The organism is Marinifilum sp. JC120, from assembly GCA_004923195.1.
Taxonomy (GTDB): domain Bacteria; phylum Desulfobacterota; class Desulfovibrionia; order Desulfovibrionales; family Desulfovibrionaceae; genus Maridesulfovibrio.
On sequence record RDSB01000014.1, the window covers coordinates 59,901 to 76,422 of the forward strand.

Genomic DNA, 16,522 nt, shown 5'->3' on the forward strand with positions numbered 1-16,522 from the left:
AAAACAACCGCCCGTTTCAATCAGAAAACAGGCGGTTGCGTTAAATTTGAAAAATTAACAAAATTACTATTCCATCTTCATAGGCCTCACGCCCCAGATGTTGCGGGCGTAATCCATTATGGCCCGATCACTGGAAAAATAACCGGACCCGGCAGTGTTGAGTATCGAACTGCGCAACCAGCCTCTACGATCCTGCCACAATGCATCAACCCGGTCCTGCGCATCCACATAATCGCGGTAATCAGCAAGAACCATGTACTGGTCGCCACCGTCAAACAAGGCATTCAAAATCGGTCTGAACATATCCCGGTCTCCCTCAGAGAAGGTTCCGTCGCCAATGTAATGCAAAGCTTCGGACAATTCCTGATCCGCGGAGGCAATTTCCGATGGGTTGTAGCCGTTGTGTCTGCGCACTTGCACTTCATCAGCATCCATACCGAAGATAAACATGTGCTCACGGCCTACCTCTTCCATGATCTCGATATTGGCCCCGTCAAGGGTACCTATGGTCAACGCTCCATTGAGGGCGAACTTCATATTCCCGGTCCCCGAAGCTTCGGTCCCGGCAAGGGAAATCTGTTCTGAAAGGTCGGTGGCCGGAATGATCCGCTCCGCCTGTGAGACCCGGTAATTCGGCATGAAGGCTATGCGCAGCTTGTGATTCACAGCGGGATCTGAATTAACCACCGCGCCCACGGAGTTGATCAACCTGATAATACGCTTGGCAATAAAATATCCGGGAGCAGCCTTGCCAGCGAAGATCTTCAGCCTTGGCACAGCCACACTGCTTGGGTCCTTTTTCAAACGGCAGTAGAGGGTGACCGCATGCAGCACGTTGAGCAATTGCCGCTTGTACTCATGAATGCGTTTAACATGCACATCGTACATCCAGTCCGCAGGCAGATAGAGTCCATATTCATTGCGCGCATACTCCACCAGCCGTTTTTTTTCCTTTAGTTTGCACTCGTACCAGCGATCCTGAAACTCCGGGTTCTCAGCCAGCGACTCCAATTCTTTGAGCCGGGAAAGGTCGGTAACCCAATCCTCACCGATATTTTCAGTAATGAGCTCAGATAAAGGCTGATTGCACTGGCGCAGCCATCTGCGCGGGGTAATCCCGTTGGTAACCGAGGTAAAGCGGCCCGGAAACATTTCCACAAAATCCCGAAAAATACTTTTCTTGATCAAGTCGCCATGCAGTGCGGAAACCCCGTTCACAATAAAACTGCCCACCACAGCCAACCAAGCCATGCGTACCTGTGGAAATTCGCCATCCTCGATGATGGACATACGTTTAAATCTATCTTCGTCGCCGGGGAATCGCTCCTTCACATCTTCCATGAAACGACGATTAATCTCAAAAATAATGGAAACATGGCGGGGTAACACCTTGCGCATCATATCCAGCGGCCATGTTTCAAGGGCTTCGGGCATGACCGTATGGTTCGTATAGGCAAATGTCCGGCGGCAGATACGCCAGGCCACGTCCCAGTTGAGCATATGTTCGTCGATGAGGATACGCATTAACTCCGGGATAGCGATGGCCGGATGTGTCTCATTAAGCTGGACCACAGCGCGGTTGGGTAATTCAGAAAAATCAAGTTTCAATTTCAGGAAACGGCGCATCATATCCTGAATGGTGGCTGAAACAAAAAAGTACTGCTGCACAAGGCGCAGTTCACGCCCTTCACTAAGCCTGTCATTGGGATAAAGAACTTTGGAAATGGTCTGGGAACGGACGGCATCTTCCATGGAACGGATATAGTCACCACTGTTGAACAAGTCGAAGTTGAACCGCCTTGCGGGCTGGGCCTCCCAAAGACGCATATTGATGACATTACCGTTTTTGTAACCGGGAATAAGCATATCCACGGGCACGGCCATTACTTTTGCACTGTCCGCCCAGCGGTGACGTATGGAACCGTCCTCATGAGTGTACTGCTCTTCACGTCCGTAAAGACGAACAGTGAACATAAATCCCTTGCGGCAGAATTCCCACGGATTTCCGCTGTGCAGCCAATCGTCCGGGGCTTCAACCTGCTCTCCGTTTTCAATGGCCTGCTTAAAAATTCCGTATTCATACCTGATTCCATAACCATAACCGGGAATCCCCAGACTGGCCATGGAGTCAAGAAAACATGAAGCCAGCCTGCCCAGACCACCGTTCCCCAGCCCGGCATCCGCTTCCGCGCTTTCGGCCTCATCAAGTGTCACTCCAAATTTGTCCAGAACCTCAGCAACCTCCTTTTCAGCCCCAAGACTCAAGGTATTGCTGGCCAACGATTTCCCAGTGAGAAATTCAAGAGAAAGATAATAAACACTTTTAGCCCGCTGGCTGTAATATGAACGCTGGGTCTTAATCCAATTGCCTACAAGGCGGTCTCGCAAGGTGTAGGCAAGTGCCTGATAAAGGGAAAAAATATCCGTACGCCCATAATCACGCCCCAAATTGGAAAGATGATGACGGCAGACGCAATTCACAAGAGACTCAACGTCCATTCCACCGATTTCTTCAAGGAATTCTGCAATATCTTTCTTAGGCATAAGAAAACACCCCTCTATCTATTCGATATTATTTATTTAAAACACATCTCCTTCAAAATACAACCAATACACCGCCTCAACACTAAAAGTTCTACATTGCCTTATACACCAACTATCTCAAAAAAGTAACACCAACATGCTTTTGGGGCACAACAAAACATTACTGACTGACATAAAGCTGTCGATTACGACTTAGCCCATATTTATTCACAGCCCAAACCACACTAAATTGGACAAGTTAGGATACAACACTGTTCAGCTGTTTAAAAAAGTAGGAGTTTTTTTTAACATTCTACTTCACCTTTATATGCATATAATGCTATTCATAGTTATTAGTGGTCGGTTAAAGTCTTAAAATGAAAACTAGCGTTAATTAAAAGTTTCTATACTAGACATAACACCATTTCACATCAACAAACTAAAAAAAATTAATACATAAATTCTACGGCAACCGTAAAAACATGGAAAGGGAGAGGGTATGGAAGATCATCTTAAAGAAGCTCTTGAAATAGTAAAAGCACAGGCCAGTGTAAGGACCATGACAGAAGAAGAAATAACTTCCATGGTGCAGAAACTTGCAGCCGGAATCAAAAAGATCAGTGAAGGCATGCTTGACAGTGGGTCAACTGAGCCGACTCCCCCGGTGGACCCCAAGAAAGCCATCAGAGAAAAAAGCATCATCTGCCTTGAATCCGGAAAATCATTCAAGGTTTTGACCAAAAGGCATCTGGCAAAATACGATCTCACCCCGGACGAATATCGCGAAAAATGGGGATATGCGAAAAAAACCCCGCTGGTCTGCAAATCCCTGCAACGGGAACGACGCAAAAAGATGAAAGAAATGCGCCTCTGGGAAAAGCGCAAAAAGCAATAACTGCTACTCAGCTTATTAAACAGAAGCAAAAAGCCCCGTTATTTCCTAATGAAATAACGGGGCTTTTAATTTTTCAAAATAATTTTACCACTTGTCCGAAGGCGGCTGGTAGAAAAATTCCACCCTGCGATTAATGGCCCTGTTCCGATTTGAAGTATTGGGAACCAGCGGCTTTGTTCCAGCGTACCCCACAGCCTTGACCCTTTTGGATGAAACCCCTGATCGCTTGAGAATATAACGTAAACAGGAAGCGGCCCGGGCAGCAGAAAGTTCCCAGTTGGAACTGTAAATATTGTTCTTGGTGGCCCGGTCATCAGTATGCCCGCGCACCACCATATTAAAATCCTTTTTCTTCATAATGCTGGCCACCTTATCCAGCATTTTTAATGCCTTGGGATTAATCTGAGCCGTTCCAGGCATGAATATAGCCCGGGTGGGAACCCTAACCAGAACACCCTGCTGGTCAGTATTGACTGACATTAACTTCTGTAATTTACCCGCAGAAATAAAAGCCCTGATATCAACCTCAAGGGCCTCCATCTTTTTCTTAGCTTTAGCTTTATCGGATGAAGCAGAATGGGGACTTTTGGAAAAAGCCATTTGCTTTCCGGACTTGTCCTGAGTCTGCATACCAAAAGCATCGCGCATGGACCCTTTCAAGGTCTCAAAGTTAGCGACATCCTGATTCGCAAAGGAAAGCAGTAGGACAAAGAAACACAGCAGCAGGGTAACCATATCCGCAAAGGTGGCCATCCATGGCGGCAACCCCTCCTCCGGAGGAGGCTCAGTAGGAGCTTTCGCTTCAATATATATGATCTTTTCTTTTTTAGGGGGCACTAAAATACACTCCGGGCATAACCGTTCTTTTCAGAAAAACAGATAACGGCTACCCGCTCTTATTGCAAATACAAGCTTCTGCTAATTCAGCATTCGCCTGATTTCGCTGACCATGACCTCACAGGAGGGTAACGGTTTAAGAAAAATAGAATTTGACACACAAGTAACTTCAGCCAGATCCACCGGAATACTGAACTCTGGAGACCCCGTGTAGATGATAAATTTCAGTTCCGACCATTTCTGCCGGGCCTCATTAATAAAATCAGTACCATTCATACCGGGAAGCCGCAAATCAACAACAACCAGATCCACTTTCTGCTTTTCAAGAAAACTTAAGGCCTCTTCCGAACTGCCAGCTTCGTAGACATCAAACTCCTCATCTTCAAGACTGATCGCAAGACTTTCCCTGACATGTACGTCATCGTCGAGAACAAGTACTGAATGTGACATATTTATGCCTCCTGTCCTGAAATGGGTATCTTTATTCCAAACCGGGTCCAACTGCCCGGAACGGAATTAACTTCCATAAGACCATTATGCTGGTCGGTTATGATGAAATACGAAACAGATAGCCCCAACCCGGTCCCCTGCCCCACACTCTTGGTGGAATAAAAGGGCTCAAAAACCCTTTTACGGACATCCTCGGTCATGCCGGGACCATTGTCTTCAATTTCAATAATGACCATCTTTTCTTCTTTTTTTAATCTTAGAACAAAACGAGGGCCATCTTCAAAATATTCCTTTTCCATCATGGCCTGAGCCCCGTTTTTAAGCAGATTGAGGAAAACCTGCTGGATCTCATTTTCCTCGCAGATCACCCCGGAAATATCAGGATTGTACTCTTTGATAATTTCAATCTTCCTGAAATCATATTCCTTTTTTATATCGTAATCGTTGGCTGCAAGCTCTATAGTGTTATTCATCAATTCCGCAAGGTTGCACTCGCCGAATTTGCGTTCACTTTTACGACTAAAGCGGAGCATATTACTCACAATTGTGGCAGCCCGGTTGCAGGATTCGGAAATCCCATTAAGCATTTTCGGAACATCCCTTCTGGAAAGATATTCCCGTAAATTACCCAGATCTACATTACATTCACTGGCTGTTTTTCGATTCTTTTCCAAATCCTTGTATATGCGGTTAAGTATGTTCTGAGAATTCCCGGCAATGGCGGCCAGCGGGTTATTTATCTCATGGGCCATGCCAGCGGCCAACCCGCCCACGGACATCATTTTTTCGGTCTGGATCATCATCTGCTCCAGATTGCACCGTTCGGTAACATCGTCAATTTGAATAACCGCCCCTTCCACCCCGTTGGCAATAAGCGGATATATGGTCAAGTTCTCATAACAGATGCCATTTTCGCCCTGGCGAATCTTACGCTCTTCACTACGGGGCTGCCGCGTGCGGAGACTTTCCTTTATCTTATCCATTTCAGAAGCCATACGCGGGAAGACAGACACCAGAGATTTTCCCTGAGCATCATCAGCTGAAACTCCGGTCACCTTCTCCGCAGTCATATTCCACTGGGTGACATGTCCTTCGGCATCTACACCCACAAGAACAGAAGGCATGGAATCAATTATATTAGATAGGTAATTACGCAGCCTGCGCAGTTCTTCACGCTGACGATAATCTTCGGAAACATCCCGAAAGACGAGGACTGTTCCTGATATCTCACCCAGATCATCAAACACCGGAGCTGCTGAATCAGCAATCTGAAATTCCTCCCCGGACCGGGAAATAAGTGAGGTATGGTTTGCAAGCCCAACAACACCCTTTGACTCCAAAACTTTATCAACCGGATTTGCACATGGATGACTGGTAACCGCATTAATTATCTTAAAAACTTCCGAGAGCGGGCAGCCAATGCCATCAGCAACACTCCAGCCTGTCAATTGCTCGGCAACCGGATTCATGCGGGTTACAAGTCCATTTGCATCAGTTGCGATAACTGCATCCCCGATCGAGTTAAATATGGTTTTAAGCTTTTCCTCGCTCGCACGTGCCTGGTCTTCCGACCTGACAGCCCTGTCATAAAGGTAAGAAACCACCGCTCCGCTCACGAGCAAAGAACTAACCAGCATAACACGCATATAAATTTCATGAAGATTCCCAAACGGCAACAAAAGAGCACTGAATGAAAGAGCTTCCTCGTTAAACCACAGAAATTCAAAAACAGAGTCAGCAAGCCACAGCAAAGCCGATATAAGCCCGAAGGTAAGCAGCATATTCCTGCCTGCATGTCTAATTTCCCTCATAACTCACCCCAGTCCGGCAACAAACAATAAACGTACAACAAATTTTTCCATTACGGACGATTGAACATCAATCGCCAGAAATGCATATTAAATTAATAGCCCAAACATTACTTTTTTTCATCACTTAAAAAAAGGGCGAAGGCCACAAGCCTCCGCCCCGGAAACAACTGACTAAATCCTGCCAGCAAATATATCAGACCGGACTAAGCAAGAGCTTCATCAGGAGTGACTGCTTCAATACCGAAAGCCTCACCCACAGCCGCATAGGTCAGTTTGCCATTCATGGTGTTCAGGCCGAGCTGGAGGGAGTGATTTTCACGCAGAGCGTCAAGACCTTTATCAGCAAGCTGGAGGGCGTAAGGCAGAGTCTGGTTCACAAGGGCAAAAGTAGAAGTACGGGGAACCGCTCCGGGCATGTTTGCAACACCATAATGAACAACCCCATCCACAACATAGGTAGGATCGGTGTGGGTGGTGGGCTTGATGGTCTCAACACAGCCGCCCTGATCAACAGCAACATCGACAATTACAGCACCTTCCTTCATAGTGGAAAGCATGCCGCGGGTGACCAGATTTGGAGCCTTGGCACCGGGAATAAGCACCGCACCAATAATCAGGTCGGCCTCGGCAACTGCTGCGCGGATATTAGGTTCAGTAGAAGTAATGGTGTTCACACGACCATTAAATATATCATCAAGATATTGGAGACGGGCGTGGTTAACATCGAAAATAGTAACCTTCGCGCCCATACCTGCGGCAATCTTGGCCGCGTTGGTACCAACAACGCCGCCGCCGATGACCATGACCTTAGCTGGTGCGACACCGGGGACACCGCCCACAAGAATGCCGCGTCCGCCCTTAGTCTTCTCAAGGTGCAACGCACCTTCCTGTGCGGCCATACGTCCGGCAACTTCACTCATGGGAGTAAGCAGGGGCAGGGAGCCGTCAGGAAGCTGAACGGTTTCATAGGCAACACCGATGGTCCCGGATTCAAGCAAAACCTTGGTCAACGCCTCGTCCGCAGCAAGGTGCAGATAGGTAAATAGCAGGAGGTCTTTACGAAGATATTGATACTCGGAGGCAATAGGCTCTTTAACCTTAACAACCATTTCTGCGGCCCAGGCATCGTCCACGGACCCAATCTTGGCACCGGCGGACACATATTCCTCATCGGAAAGCCCGGAACCGAGTCCGGCTCCTTTTTCAACCACAACGGCATGGCCGCGACGGACGAGAGTTTCAACCGCGCCGGGGGTCATTGAGACCCTGTTCTCCATGGTTTTAATTTCTTTAGGGATACCAATAAGCATGTCATCAACTCCTGCTAATAAAAGTTGTAGATTTAAAAAGATCCAACAATCTAACGCAACAGCAACTTTCTTAGCAACGAAAAATTTCGAAGAATGTACATAATATTTTTAAACATGAAGACTTTTTTTCTGCTTTAAACTATTTTACGAAAACAGAATGCCCAACTAACCTGTAGACACGCAAAGGATTCTGCAAATGCCTGTCTGTCCCAACAATATACCGACCATTCTTATAGTGGATGACGAACCGTTCAATCTTGAATTCCTAGAGCTGGTACTGAAGCAACAGGGCTACAACATCCTCACTGCAGCAAGCGGACGCAGAGCAAGAGCAATTGCAGAGCAGGAACACCCGGACCTGATCCTTCTGGACATCATGATGCCCGAAGAAAACGGATTCGAATGTGCCTCGGTACTGCGTCTCTCCCCTGAGACTTCTGAAATACCAATCATTTTCCTCAGTGCCCTTGATGACGACGGCAACACATCCAAAGGTTTCGATGCCGGAGCCGTAGATTTCATAGTCAAACCCTTTGCCTACAAGGACGTCATTCAACGCATCAGGCTACACCTGAAACTGACCGCCTGTAACAGGCAACTAAATGAACAATTGCCCACAAAAACCAGCCCCAAAGTCACCGAAGTAGACTTTCCGGCCTGTGGATCAAGGGCAGTATTTCCGAGCCTGCCCCGAAACTCAGGACAGTTCATACATGAATGTGTGACAATGAATGGCAAAAGCGAAGGGCACCTACTGCTGAACTGCTCCCAGTCCTGCGCTGAAAAACTCCCTGAAACAATTAAAATCCTGCTGACCGAAAACAGTGGTCCTCTGTTCAGCCCTTCCGAAACTATGTGCAATATCGGGGTCAGCCTAAAGAAACATATCAAAAATGAATTTTCCGCCAGTTACGCCCATTGGGACCGGGAAAACGAAGTCCTGAGCGTAGTCAATGCGGGAGCACTTCCGGTTATTCTTCTGCGCCGGGAACATCCTCCACTGCTCATCGAAAGACAAAGCGGGAATCTGGGCAGCCTTGGAATGGGCCTGCCGCCCTGCTCCAGCTATAAAATCAGCAAAGGAGACCGCGCTTTCATATTCAGCAGGGAAATGCTGGCCTCGTACGAGCGCGAAGGAGAAGCCATCAACGAACTTATGGAAGCCTGCCATCTCTCATCAGGTGTGGATCTTGAAACAGCCTGCCAAGCCGCCGGGGAAATGCTCCAGCGCAATGGGGAGCAACCGGACGGGGTTCTGGTGGGAATTGAGGGGTAAACAAAAAGCCCCGGCGCACAATGCACCGGGGCGGGGAGAGAGGACCAAACGGTCCTAAGAGTGTATTGACTTTTTTATTTAACGGAAGCGGCAGGGTACTTGGCGCCCTTCCATGCGAAGATGCCGCCGGGGTATCTTTTTACATTGGTGTAGCCGAGCTTTTTGGCCCATGCTGCACCGTTGTGACTGCGGGTGCATTTTACGAATCCGCAATAGATAACGATGAGCTTGTCTTTGTCCGGGCCGAGCATTTCAATGAACTGCTCTTTGGTCTTGCCGTCAGTTTCCTTCACGTCCCACTCTAACATGTCGGGAATGGGGAAGAGGAACTGCTTTGCACCGGGTACGTGCTCTTTTTTGTAGCTGGCTTCGTACGGCATGGTATCGATGATGACCATGTCCTCTTTCTTGTCATGCAGTGCTTTTAGCTCAGGGGTGGTGATAATATCATAATCGCCGCGCTGAACTTCTTTAAGCAACTTAACCGCGCTTTTTTCCTTCTCCACTTCCTGAACGAACTTATCGGAACCCAGACATCCGGTCATAGCGAACATCAAAGCGCACAGGGTAGCAATCACAGAAATATTCTTAAACATCTTCATTCCATCATCCTCCAAATTAAAATACTATCTAGCGACAAGAGTCAGTACAGGCCGGGAGCGATAGCCTTTCACCCAACGCAACAAATAGAGATAACCGCAACCTAACAACAGAAAAGCATCCCGCAACAAAGCCTCGCGCAAGGAATGATACGCCTCCCCTTCCGGATCATCCGGGGCAAAACAACCGCAATCAACATCAAGCCCCATGTTGATGCCGTGAGCCAGCACCGCCATGAACACGAGCAGAAGAACGGAATAGGAAGAAAGAGAACCTTTCACATCCCAGAGCAACCCGGCGGCAATAACTATTTCCGCCAGTGGAAGCACGAGCGCAGCAACATAGTTCAATTGCCCGGGCAGCAATCCATACCCGCTAATAACCGTAGCAAACCCCTGTACATCCATAAGTTTACCCGCCCCTGCATATAAAAACACAGCAGCCAGAACGCATCTTAGAATGAAGTAGACCTGTTTGGACATCAGCTTTTCAAGCATTACACCACCCGTTCAAAAAGTTTTCCCAACTTGGGATTACATTCAATTTAAGTTTAAAATCAAATAGTTAAATTTAATCATACAATGATCTTTTTATTTGATTTTCCGATACCTGCAATTGTATGTCAAAATACCCTTTGCAAAATCCAATACTTATAGCGTAGTGTTTTAGGGATATTTCAAGTTTTAATAGGAAAAACATTTATGACCAATTCAAAAGATGACCAAGCTGCGCAGAAAATGCAGAACGAAAGCGTTCACGACGAACCGGATAAAGTAGTGGAGCCTGAAGAGGCCATGCCGGAAATCGCTATAGAAGAACTCCCCCCATCCATACTGAACGCCATTGATAAAGCGGGCTGGGATAAACTGACCCCGGTCCAGTCCAAATCACTCCCCTATCAGCTATCCAATCAAGACCTCATGGTGCAGGCCAAGACCGGCAGCGGTAAGACCGGTGCATTCGTCCTGCCTCTGCTGGAAAAACTCGACCCCAATATCAATTACACTCAGGCCCTGATCCTCGTCCCCACTCGCGAACTCGCGCGACAGGTGGAGCGTGAAGCGGAAAGAATTTTCGAAGGCTCCGGCCTGCGGGTTCTTTCGGTTTACGGCGGTGTCGGCTACGGACACCAGTGCGATGAGCTGGAAAAAGGCGCGCACATGGTTGTAGGTACTCCGGGCAGGATTCTTGATCTCCTGCTGCGGCGCACCTTTGACCTTGAAGATCTCGAAACCCTGATTTTTGATGAAGCAGACCGCATGCTTTCCATCGGTTTTTACCCGGACATGCGCGAAGTGAAGTCATATCTGCCACGCAGACCCATTTCCACTTACATGTTCTCGGCAACATTTCCTGAGCACGTGATTCGTTTGTCCAAGGAATTCATGTACAAGCCGCAGCTGCTCAGCCTTAGCAGCAAGCAGGTGCATGTAACCGAGATCGACCATGCCTATTATGAGGTCCCCTCCATGGGTAAGGAACGCCATCTTATGCGCATCCTTGAAATGGAAAACCCCACCTCAGCCATCATTTTCTGTAACACCAAGGCCAATGTTGAATTCGTTGCCGCAGTGCTTAATAATTTCGGTTTCAATGCCGCAGACCTGACCTCGGACCTTTCGCAGTCCAAACGCGAACGGGTGCTGGCCCAGCTCCGCTCCGGGGAAGTGCGCTTCCTCGTGGCTACCGACATTGCCGCACGCGGAATCGATGTGCCGGACCTCTCTCACGTCATCATGTACGAGCCGCCGGAAGATAAAGAATCATACATCCACCGCGCGGGACGTACGGGCCGAGCAGGTTCATCCGGGGTGGCCATATCTCTTGTAGATGTGATCCAGAAAATCGAGCTGCAACGCATTGCCACAGCCTACAACATCATATTTGAAGTCCGTGAACTGCCGGATGACAAGCAGGTACTGGAAACCATCAACGAAAGACTGACCACCATCCTTGAAGGTCAGTTTCGCTCCAAAACCATCCTTGAAAGAGAACGCATCACCCGCTATAAAGATCTGGTCCGCCAGCTGGCGCAGGATGACGAACAATGTATCCTCGTAGGCCTACTTCTGGACGAACTGTACCAGAAATCCCTGCACGCCCGTGCAGAACAGCCACCGGCACCCAGACCCAAACCGCAAAGAAATTCCCGCCCCCGCAAAAAGAACTATCACGGTAAGCCGAAGGGCGGACAATCACAGAACAAGGGCCGCAGCGGGAATTACAATCGCAACCGCAGATAGAAAAGTGGAGAACTAAAATGAAGCTTCTTTCAACTCAGGTGGAAGGATACATCGAACGTTCATCCTGGATTCGCAAGATGTTCGAAACAGGAATGGTACTGAAAAAAAAGTATGGTGAAGACGCAGTCTGCGACTTTTCACTGGGCAACCCCGACGTTCCCGCACCCGCAGCAGTAGGTGAAGGACTGAGAGAACTTGCCGAAACAGCGCATAAGCCTTTTGCTTTCGGCTATATGCCTAACTTTGGCTACCCCACCCTGCGTGAAAAACTGGCTAAAACAGTTTCCGCAGAACAGGGTGTTAAAGTTGCAGGATCAGACCTGATCGTCACCTGCGGCGCAGCCGGGGCTATCAATGCTCTTTACCGGGCAATCCTCGAACCCGGCGACCAGATTCTCTGCCCCGCTCCCTTTTTCGTTGAATACGGCTTTTATGCCCAGAACTCCGGCGGCGAACTGGTTACCGTACCTTCCAAGCCGCTGACCTTTGAGCTAGACCTCGACGCCATTGAAGCAGCCATCAACGAGAAGACCCGCGTGGTGCTGATCAACTCCCCCAACAACCCCACCGGGGCTGTCTACACCAAGGCGGAGCTTGAAGGGCTGGCTGCGATCCTCAAAAAAGCGAACGAAGGCCGCGAGCGGCCCATCTTCCTCGTTGCTGACGAGCCATACAGGTTCCTCGCTTTCGATGATGTGGAAGTTCCGTCCATTCTGCCACTTTACCCTTACAGCATCGTAGTAAGTTCTTTTTCCAAGAACCTTTCCCTTGCCGGTGAGCGCGTGGGTTACGGCCTGCTCAACCCGGAAATGCCGGGCAAAGAACAGTTAATGGCCGGACTGGTGTTAACCAACCGCATCTTAGGTTTTGTCAATGCCCCCGCAGTGGGTCAGAAGCTGCTTGAAAAGGCCATCGGCTCACAGGTAGACAAGAACATTTACCTTGAACGCCGCAATGCCATGGATTCCGTGCTTAAAGATGCCGGGTATTCCTACACCATGCCCAAGGGCGCATTCTACTTCTTCCCCGAAGCACCCGGCGGTGATGATGTAAAATTCTGCGCCGCATTGCAGGAAGAAAAAATCCTCGCCGTGCCCGGAACAGGATTTGGTTGTCCCGGCTACTTCCGCCTCGCATTCTGCGTAGGCACAGAAGTAATCGAACGTTCCCGCGAAGGTTTCAAAAAAGCTATCGCTAATTTTAAGTAAAGTATGCCTTCGGCGACCCTGCCGGGGGCCTAAAACCCTTTGAAAAGGGTTTTAGAATCCCAAACTTTTTTAGTAGGGCTTCGCCGCTTCGCAAATAGATTAGTCCAAACGCAAAGACCGCAATATCTTTCGAGATATTGCGGTCTTTTTTGCTGGGTCGCTTTTCCAAGCTGCATGCGAAGCTTATTAAAAAGTTTTGAGGGGATGGGGTCTGGGGAAGGGGAACTTTTCCCAAAAGTTCCCTTTCCCCAGCCGCCGGAGGCATAAATTAAAACTTATATTTTAAATTAAAAAATGCTCCGAAAGCGGATTCCTGATCTTCTGAACCGAACTTATCTCCGTGCTTGTCAAAGAACTTGGTTTCCCTTGCGAACACATATTCCGGCCCAATGGACATGGAAAAGTTTTTAATCGGCTTGCAGTCATAATAAACACCAAGCTTCATACTGCTCACCTCCACGTATCCGGCATCCGAAACAGCGCTGTCATCTTTGAGGCGATAAGTTTTGCCGTCTAAGTTGAAGGCAGTGCGAATGGTGGAGACTTCATCAAAAGAATATCCCACCTCAGTGGCAGGCATGCCGAGGTTTACGAAATACCCGGAACCGTCCTCAGCATAGTCAGTGTAGTTCACACCGAAATAAGGCATAGCCGAAACCCGGATGCTGTTGGCAAAAGCACGCAGTCCGATCAATGCCTTCAAATTTTCATTGAAGGAATAGCCGATATGCCCACGCAAAGCACCACCGTATGAATCTTCCATCTGCTCTTCGAAAGCGGATGTCCCGGTTATTCCGACTCCGTAAAACCAATTATTATTGATCGCACCATTAAGAGTGTAACCAATGCTCAAACGGTGCAAGGTATCCCAAGGATCATCCTGACCGTTACCGAAATTAAGCTGCCCCACATTATCCCAGGAGTAATGCTGCCCTTCGTAGCTGACGGAAAATCCCCCGGCATTCAGACGGACTTGTCCTCCGGCAACACTGGAGGAACCGTCACTGTCTTTGTAGTCAGCGTCGGAAATATATTTCCCGGTAGCCCGGACGGATATGGGCTCAAAAAGTCCTTTCTCTTCTTCTGCTGCGGCGGCGGTACTGGCGCAGCACAGAATTAAAAAAGCAAGTATGGTATTGGTAATTTTGGTCATAAAAAAGAGCTCCTTCAAAACAGATTATTCTTTGCAGTCAGCAATTGAATAAAATTCACAGCGTGAACAGCTTGTAATTAACATGTGAAATAATCGTGAAATAGCAATTTTAATAAGACAAAACACCTCAATTATTCTTAAGAAACCACAATAAATAGACCTTATTCAACTGATCCTTCTGTCGAACTGAAATCAATGGAAACAATTGTGCCGCCTTCAGAACGCCTGCTTATGGAAAAAATCCAATCAAACCGATCACACAACCTTTGTACTATGGATAACCCAAGCCCGAGACCGCAACTGCTCTCCCCTTTCACATAAGGATCTGAAATATTTTTCATAATATTATCAGGAATGCCCATTCCGGTATCCCATACAGTCACTAAAGAATCGTTTATGCGAATTCCGACAGAGCCACCCGGAGAAAATTTAAAAGCATTGCTGAGGACATTAGTAAGAACAATGGAAAAAGCACGTTCAGAAGCATTATTGGAAGCGAAACCGCTCACTTCCACAATCGGTTTAACTTTTTTGAGCTCTGCAAGGGGCTGTAAACTTCGAAGAACCCTCTCAACAGCCTTGTTTATCTTGAAACAACCGTCCGAAACTTCCTTGTTTTCTTCCCGGGCTATCCAGAGCAAAGTTTCAATAGTCTCTTCCATATCCTTTACTGAACGCTCTATCCGGCCCAAAGGTTTCTGCATCTCAGGAATTTCAGAAGAACGGGAAAGTCTGACAAGCTCCAAAGCACCTTTGACAACACTTAACGGGGTGCGCAATTCATGACTGACATCTCTGGTAAATTCCTTTTCCCGCTTGATAAACAGACGCACTCTTTCAAATGAATTCTGAATATTTAAAGCAAGCAGACCTATTTCATCTTTGCGTGCTGACTCCGAGAACGACCGATCCAAATCATCCGCCTTGTATGCCCTTAGTTTTTCAGTAAAAGAATCAAGGGGATGGAACACCATTTTACCAATAAATATCACCAGAATTATGCCCAAAGCAGCAATAAAAACGAAATAAAGAATAAAAATACTGGTAGTACCCAAAAGACAAGACTGCTTGGCAAGCACATGACTGGCATCGTAAATCAGAAACAGTCTCCTACCTCCTTCAGGATAAGTGCGCACCAATGTATTGTGGGTATCCGGGCCGGGAATTGCTGCCGGGCCGCTGGTTTCATAAAAGCCGTCCCGCAAAGAAGGCAACTTGTCCTTAAAATCAAGAGGGAGCTGCTCCGGATCTGTTACTGCCTGCAAATTCAGCAATATAGGCAGACGTGCATTTTTGTCTTCAGCGTAACGCCTGAAGTAATCATCAGCCTCATCACGGAGGATATTATTGATAACCTCATCCTCAGTAACCCGGGCTGTTCCGAACTGAGCCCAGCTATATAATCCAAGCAAAGTCACCAAAAAGACACTGTAAAAAACAATCGCCTTGAAGCGTAAACTGTTAATCTTCATTTTTCCCGGCCAGCTTAAAACCGACTCCATGGACAGTCTGAATCATGGGATAAGAAAATTCCTTGTCCACCTTACAACGCAACTTATAAATATGACTACGTAAAGAATCACTGTCCGGAGGATCTTCACCCCAGATGGAAAACTCCACATCCTTACGGGCCAACACGTTGGGGTAGGTCTCCATAAGAAGCCGTAAAATCTGAAAACAGGCCCGGTTAAGCTTAATGGAGCTCCCTTCCCTGCTTACGGCCATACTTCCGGTATCCATAACCAAAGAACCGACACTCAACAACGAATTGCTGCGCCCTCTGTTGCGCACGGTAATTGATTTAAGCCGCGCACTTAACTCTTCCAGAGCAAAAGGCTTCACGAGGTAGTCATCGACTCCGGCAGCAAAACCTGTAAGCTTATCCTGCAATGCGTCTAAAGCTGTAAGTATTATAATGGCGGGCTGAGAAATGGGAGCCTTGCGAATCCGGGAACAGACATCAATTCCATCCATCCCCGGTAGCATAACATCCAGTATGATAGCATCGTACTTTTCAGTCACGGACAGATGCAGCCCGACAACCCCGTCGGCAGCATAGTCAACAACATGACCGCATGCTTCCAGATAGTCACATATATTTTCAGCAAGGTCCTGATGATCTTCTACAACCAACAATTTTAATGGCGACATGTCAAACCCCCATTTCATGAAAGCTAAAACATTAAATCAAAGTCTTTTTCTCATACTTGGCAGCA

The 16,522-nt window shown here is 47.7% G+C and carries 13 protein-coding genes and 1 pseudogene; 4 read left to right on the top strand and 10 right to left on the bottom strand.

The genetic code is table 11. The annotated features are described in order from the left end of the window. Window positions 1-66: 66 nt before the first annotated feature. The gene (locus D0S45_14115) at window positions 67-2,544 is read right to left on the bottom strand and encodes a glycogen/starch/alpha-glucan phosphorylase (GenBank protein ID TIH13747.1); all 2,478 of its coding nucleotides are present in this window, start codon (window positions 2,542-2,544) and stop codon (window positions 67-69) included. Between the two features lie 478 nt (window positions 2,545-3,022). Between D0S45_14115 and D0S45_14120 the strand changes: the two genes are divergently transcribed. Then, a complete protein-coding gene (locus D0S45_14120; GenBank protein TIH13748.1) occupies window positions 3,023-3,418 on the top strand; it encodes a transcriptional regulator in 396 nt (131 codons plus the stop codon). A gap of 84 nt (window positions 3,419-3,502) precedes the next feature. Here the strand turns inward: D0S45_14120 and D0S45_14125 are convergent, their stop codons facing one another. The 4 genes from D0S45_14125 to ald all read right to left on the bottom strand — a co-directional run bounded on the left by D0S45_14125 (window position 3,503) and on the right by ald (window position 7,826). After that, window positions 3,503-4,255 carry a flagellar motor protein MotB gene (locus D0S45_14125; protein ID TIH13749.1) on the bottom strand — a complete coding sequence of 251 codons (753 nt, stop codon included), beginning with the start codon at window positions 4,253-4,255 and terminating at the stop codon, window positions 3,503-3,505. 81 nt (window positions 4,256-4,336) lie between these two features. Beyond that, on the bottom strand, window positions 4,337-4,705 hold the full coding sequence (locus tag D0S45_14130) for a response regulator (protein ID TIH13750.1): 369 nt from the start codon (window positions 4,703-4,705) through the stop codon (window positions 4,337-4,339). A 2-nt stretch (window positions 4,706-4,707) separates the two neighbouring features. Beyond that, window positions 4,708-6,516 (bottom strand): PAS domain S-box protein, encoded by a 1,809-nt coding sequence (locus D0S45_14135; GenBank protein ID TIH13751.1) that lies wholly within the window; start codon window positions 6,514-6,516, stop codon window positions 4,708-4,710. A gap of 203 nt (window positions 6,517-6,719) precedes the next feature. Then, window positions 6,720-7,826, bottom strand: a complete 1,107-nt coding sequence (gene ald, locus D0S45_14140; GenBank protein TIH13752.1) for an alanine dehydrogenase — start codon at window positions 7,824-7,826, stop codon at window positions 6,720-6,722. A 196-nt stretch (window positions 7,827-8,022) separates the two neighbouring features. On the opposite strand from ald, the gene D0S45_14145 reads away from it, so the two are divergent. Further along, on the top strand, window positions 8,023-9,102 hold the full coding sequence (locus tag D0S45_14145; protein ID TIH13753.1) for a response regulator: 1,080 nt from the start codon (window positions 8,023-8,025) through the stop codon (window positions 9,100-9,102). 74 nt (window positions 9,103-9,176) lie between these two features. On the opposite strand, the pseudogene D0S45_14150 reads toward D0S45_14145, so the two are convergent. Beyond that, window positions 9,177-10,199, bottom strand: a pseudogene (locus D0S45_14150) (DoxX family membrane protein). Window positions 10,200-10,403: 204 nt separating this feature from the next. Between D0S45_14150 and D0S45_14155 the strand changes: the two are divergent. Continuing rightward, window positions 10,404-11,945: a DEAD/DEAH box helicase gene (locus D0S45_14155; GenBank protein ID TIH13754.1), complete on the top strand. Its 1,542-nt coding sequence runs from the start codon at window positions 10,404-10,406 to the stop codon at window positions 11,943-11,945. A 17-nt stretch (window positions 11,946-11,962) separates the two neighbouring features. Beyond that, on the top strand, window positions 11,963-13,153 hold the full coding sequence (locus tag D0S45_14160) for a pyridoxal phosphate-dependent aminotransferase (GenBank protein TIH13755.1): 1,191 nt from the start codon (window positions 11,963-11,965) through the stop codon (window positions 13,151-13,153). Here D0S45_14160 and D0S45_14165 read toward each other — a convergent pair. From D0S45_14165 to D0S45_14180, 4 genes are all read right to left on the bottom strand, one after another. Beyond that, a complete protein-coding gene (locus D0S45_14165; protein TIH13756.1) occupies window positions 13,146-13,418 on the bottom strand; it encodes a hypothetical protein in 273 nt (90 codons plus the stop codon). The two genes, D0S45_14160 and D0S45_14165, sit on opposite strands and share 8 nt — an antisense overlap. A gap of 3 nt (window positions 13,419-13,421) precedes the next feature. Further along, window positions 13,422-14,306 carry a hypothetical protein gene (locus D0S45_14170; protein ID TIH13757.1) on the bottom strand — a complete coding sequence of 295 codons (885 nt, stop codon included), beginning with the start codon at window positions 14,304-14,306 and terminating at the stop codon, window positions 13,422-13,424. Window positions 14,307-14,467: 161 nt separating this feature from the next. Further along, window positions 14,468-15,808 (bottom strand): sensor histidine kinase, encoded by a 1,341-nt coding sequence (locus D0S45_14175; GenBank protein ID TIH13758.1) that lies wholly within the window; start codon window positions 15,806-15,808, stop codon window positions 14,468-14,470. Then, complete coding sequence (locus D0S45_14180) at window positions 15,768-16,457, bottom strand: DNA-binding response regulator (protein ID TIH13759.1); 690 nt, start codon at window positions 16,455-16,457, stop codon at window positions 15,768-15,770. Before D0S45_14180 ends, D0S45_14175 begins: the two co-directional genes overlap by 41 nt. Between the last annotated feature and the right edge of the window lie 65 nt (window positions 16,458-16,522).